Below are 2,912 nucleotides of genomic sequence, written 5' to 3'. Positions count from 1 at the left end.
TATAGTAGATTTAATTATCAATCCTGAATACTAATTATCAGAGGAGAGAGAATATGAAGATTTTGATCATTTCGCTAACAGTCATCACAGCAGCTGCTTTTTCAGATGTGCTTATATCTGATGATTTCAACGATGGCAACGCAGACGGCTGGCTGGAACTGCCCACCGGCGCATCCTATACAGTAATCGAAGGCAGGTACTGCTTCTCTCAGACGGCTCCTGACTCCGTTTACGCCATTTCCATGAACAGTGATCTATTCGGGAGCATGAGTGTTTCCGACTATACCTGCAGGACGAATGTGATCCTTAATGAAGGTACCATGATTGGAATAGTAGGACGATTCGATGTCATACTGACACAGGGATATGGCATTTTCATAGAAATTTCTGATACCCTCAGTTATTTGATTCTGGTTAGAATCGATGGAATTGGATATGGCGAGACACTTGCGCTGGAGCCATGCCATTTATCCTATGGGCAGGAGTACTGGCTCAGGCTGGAGATGAACGGACATTTTATCGGAGGGAAATGCTGGACAGGAACCTCCGGTGATGAGCCTGATATATGGAATTTTACAGCTATAGACAGTTCTTATCAGGAACCTGGTGTCTTTGCTCTATTTGGATATGATTCAGGTGATAATGCCACTATGGATGTTTCATTTGACGACGTTGAGATAACTGATGAGACAACACTTGATCTTCAAAGCAGTTCCTGGGCATTCCTGAAAGCTTTTTTCATGTAGCTTTTCTGGAAACGAACCATCTTCTGAATGAACCACCGCTCGAAATCCTTTTCAATTTATCAAGATGCGTTATCGCAGCCTCTTTCCCCTTCTCAATACATTCTTCATACATCCCGAAATCGGTCCAGTGAGTATTTCCAGTATCAATTTCAACGACGTAGTCCGCTTTCTCGATGAGCATCCTGAACAATTTCAATTTTGCGAGCTCATCACCTCTTAGAATAACACTCATGGAACTTTCAAGTTTTCCCGGAGGGGATGGCTCGTAACCGAAAATAGCGCTAATTATTACATCCGCTCCCAGTTTCCTTGCTGCTGTTATGGGAGCGTTCGCCGTTACACCGCCATCAACAAGCAATTTTCCATCTATGCTTACTGTCGGAAATATACCGGGAATAGCGGTGCTCGCTCTCACAGCATCCCTGATTAAGCCTTCCCTGAACAGCACATCTTCACCCGATACAAGGTCCAGAGCAACCGCTGCAAATGGAAGTTTCGTGTCCTTAAATGTCTTTTCGCCGAATAATTCATTGAAGAGCTTCACTACCTGAATCTCAGGAACAAGTGACGGCCTTGTCGCCGCCTCAGCAAATGTGAGGCTCATTTTTAACTTGTTTCTGATCCTGTCGAACCAGTGATCTTCTTCAACTGATTTGAATTTGTCCAGTTTCAGATCTCTGAATACATCGGATTCTATGAGTATCCGAAGTGTCTCCTTCAGTTTCTCAATATCAGGCTCAAGGGCATAAGCCGCTCCTATTACCGCTCCAATGCTAGTTCCTGAAATAATGTCGATGGGAATTCCATTTTCCTTGAGTGTTTCAAGAAATCCTATATGCGCAAGTCCTTTTGCTCCGCCGCCTGCAAGTGCAATACCTATTCTTGGCTTTTTGAACAGCATCAGGTTCCTTCTCCACATATCTTTTTCAAATCGTATATCTCATCTTATAAGAAAATGAAAATCCGGCTGACCTTGTTATGAAACCAAACTTCCTCTTTTTAATTACTTCATACCCATATCTCTTATAAAGATCAAATGCTCGGGGATTAGTATCAACGACATCCAGTATTATACTTTCGAATCCGTTATTTCTCGCAAGATCCTTTACTGCATCAAGTAACTTTGTTCCAATTCCTTTTCCGCGATAATTCTCTGCAACTGCAATTGATCCGATATATAATTCCGTATCCTTCAGGCTATCAGCGGAATATTTCTGAATGATTGATCTCCATGATGCACCGATAAAACCAAATTCCTCCAATAGTACTTTCCACTCGAAATAATAGAATCTCTTCTTTCGAGAATTCATCCCCACAGCACCGATAATTCCGGATTTGTGAATTGCGTATAACCCCTGATCATAATTTGCGCTTTTTCTGAGAATTCGTAATCCCTGTTCTCTGGATTTCGGTTTTAGTTCAAGATTCGATAGTTTCTTTTCAAAAGCATCATACATTATCGAAAGAATTTCATCCTTTTGAATCTCATCAATGATCTGAGTAATTTGTATCTCATTATTTATCATGATTAAGCCAAAAGAATTTCGAATTTAACTATCCGAAGCACAACATTCACAAGCACTCCACTGCCTTCCAGGATTGTGTCCTTACTATCTGAATTGAAAAAGTCGTTCAGTAAGAGCAATACCTGTTGTAATTGATGAAACTCCTGATGTTTTTCACTCCGGGAGCCTCTCCTGTATTCGGGACTGAAATCTAATTGGGCGACGCAGTCCAGCTGACTGAGATGGAATCTGTCTCGGTTGTACCTGTGGAGTCGAATACTCCCACAGTCACTAAACTGCCCTGGACATGATCAGGAGGAGTAAAAGTACCCTGCATATCTATTGAAAATGAGTAATAGGTTGAACCTTCCTGGTCCATATGCTGAAAGGTATTATCACTGCAAATATAGCCTTCGAACAACCATGTTATCGAAGTGTCCGGTTTCGATTCAAAATCATAGACAATGGTGAATGTTACATTCTTCATTACAGTGTCGCTCACGGTAAATGAAATGGGAATACTGTCTGCGGTCATCCCTGACCAGCTTCCCTCCCGAATAGTGTCATTGCCTGACGGGTTGCTTGCACATGCTGCGAAAACCCCGACGAGCAGCGCAGTCCCGGCCACTAACAGCTTCTTCATCTTATTCCTGCTTTCTAT

4 protein-coding genes are annotated in these 2,912 nt (G+C 42.2%); 1 reads left to right on the top strand and 3 read right to left on the bottom strand.

What is annotated here, in order from left to right; genetic code table 11:
- The first annotated feature begins 53 nt into the window (after positions 1–53).
- Positions 54–746, top strand: a complete 693-nt coding sequence (locus K8R76_11610) for a hypothetical protein (protein MCD4848821.1) — start codon at positions 54–56, stop codon at positions 744–746.
- Here the strand turns inward: K8R76_11610 and K8R76_11605 are convergent.
- The 3 genes from K8R76_11605 to K8R76_11595 form a co-directional block, all read right to left on the bottom strand.
- Positions 739–1,647 (bottom strand): patatin-like phospholipase family protein, encoded by a 909-nt coding sequence (locus tag K8R76_11605; protein ID MCD4848820.1) that lies wholly within the window; start codon positions 1,645–1,647, stop codon positions 739–741. The genes K8R76_11610 and K8R76_11605 overlap by 8 nt on opposite strands.
- A 25-nt stretch (positions 1,648–1,672) precedes the next feature.
- The gene (locus K8R76_11600; GenBank protein MCD4848819.1) at positions 1,673–2,272 is read right to left on the bottom strand and encodes a GNAT family N-acetyltransferase; all 600 of its coding nucleotides are present in this window, start codon (positions 2,270–2,272) and stop codon (positions 1,673–1,675) included.
- Between the two features lie 190 nt (positions 2,273–2,462).
- Positions 2,463–2,912: hypothetical protein (locus K8R76_11595; GenBank protein MCD4848818.1), on the bottom strand; the 450-nt coding region annotated here is incomplete at its 5' end.

This window comes from Candidatus Aegiribacteria sp. (assembly GCA_021108435.1).
In the GTDB taxonomy this organism is placed as follows: Bacteria; Fermentibacterota; Fermentibacteria; order Fermentibacterales; family JCC-6; genus Aegiribacteria.
The sequence above is the reverse complement of the archived record's forward strand: the minus strand, read 5'-3'. Positions and strand labels throughout refer to the sequence as shown.

Bases quoted from the DNA above. Each gene is read 5' to 3' on its own strand.
- K8R76_11605 (MCD4848820.1), bottom strand. From the start codon at position 1,647: ATGCTGTTCAAAAAGCCAAGAATAGGTATTGCACTTGCAGGCGGCGGA.
- K8R76_11600 (MCD4848819.1), bottom strand. From the start codon at position 2,272: ATGATAAATAATGAGATACAAATTACTCAGATCATTGATGAGATTCAA.
- K8R76_11610 (MCD4848821.1), top strand. From the start codon at position 54: ATGAAGATTTTGATCATTTCGCTAACAGTCATCACAGCAGCTGCTTTT.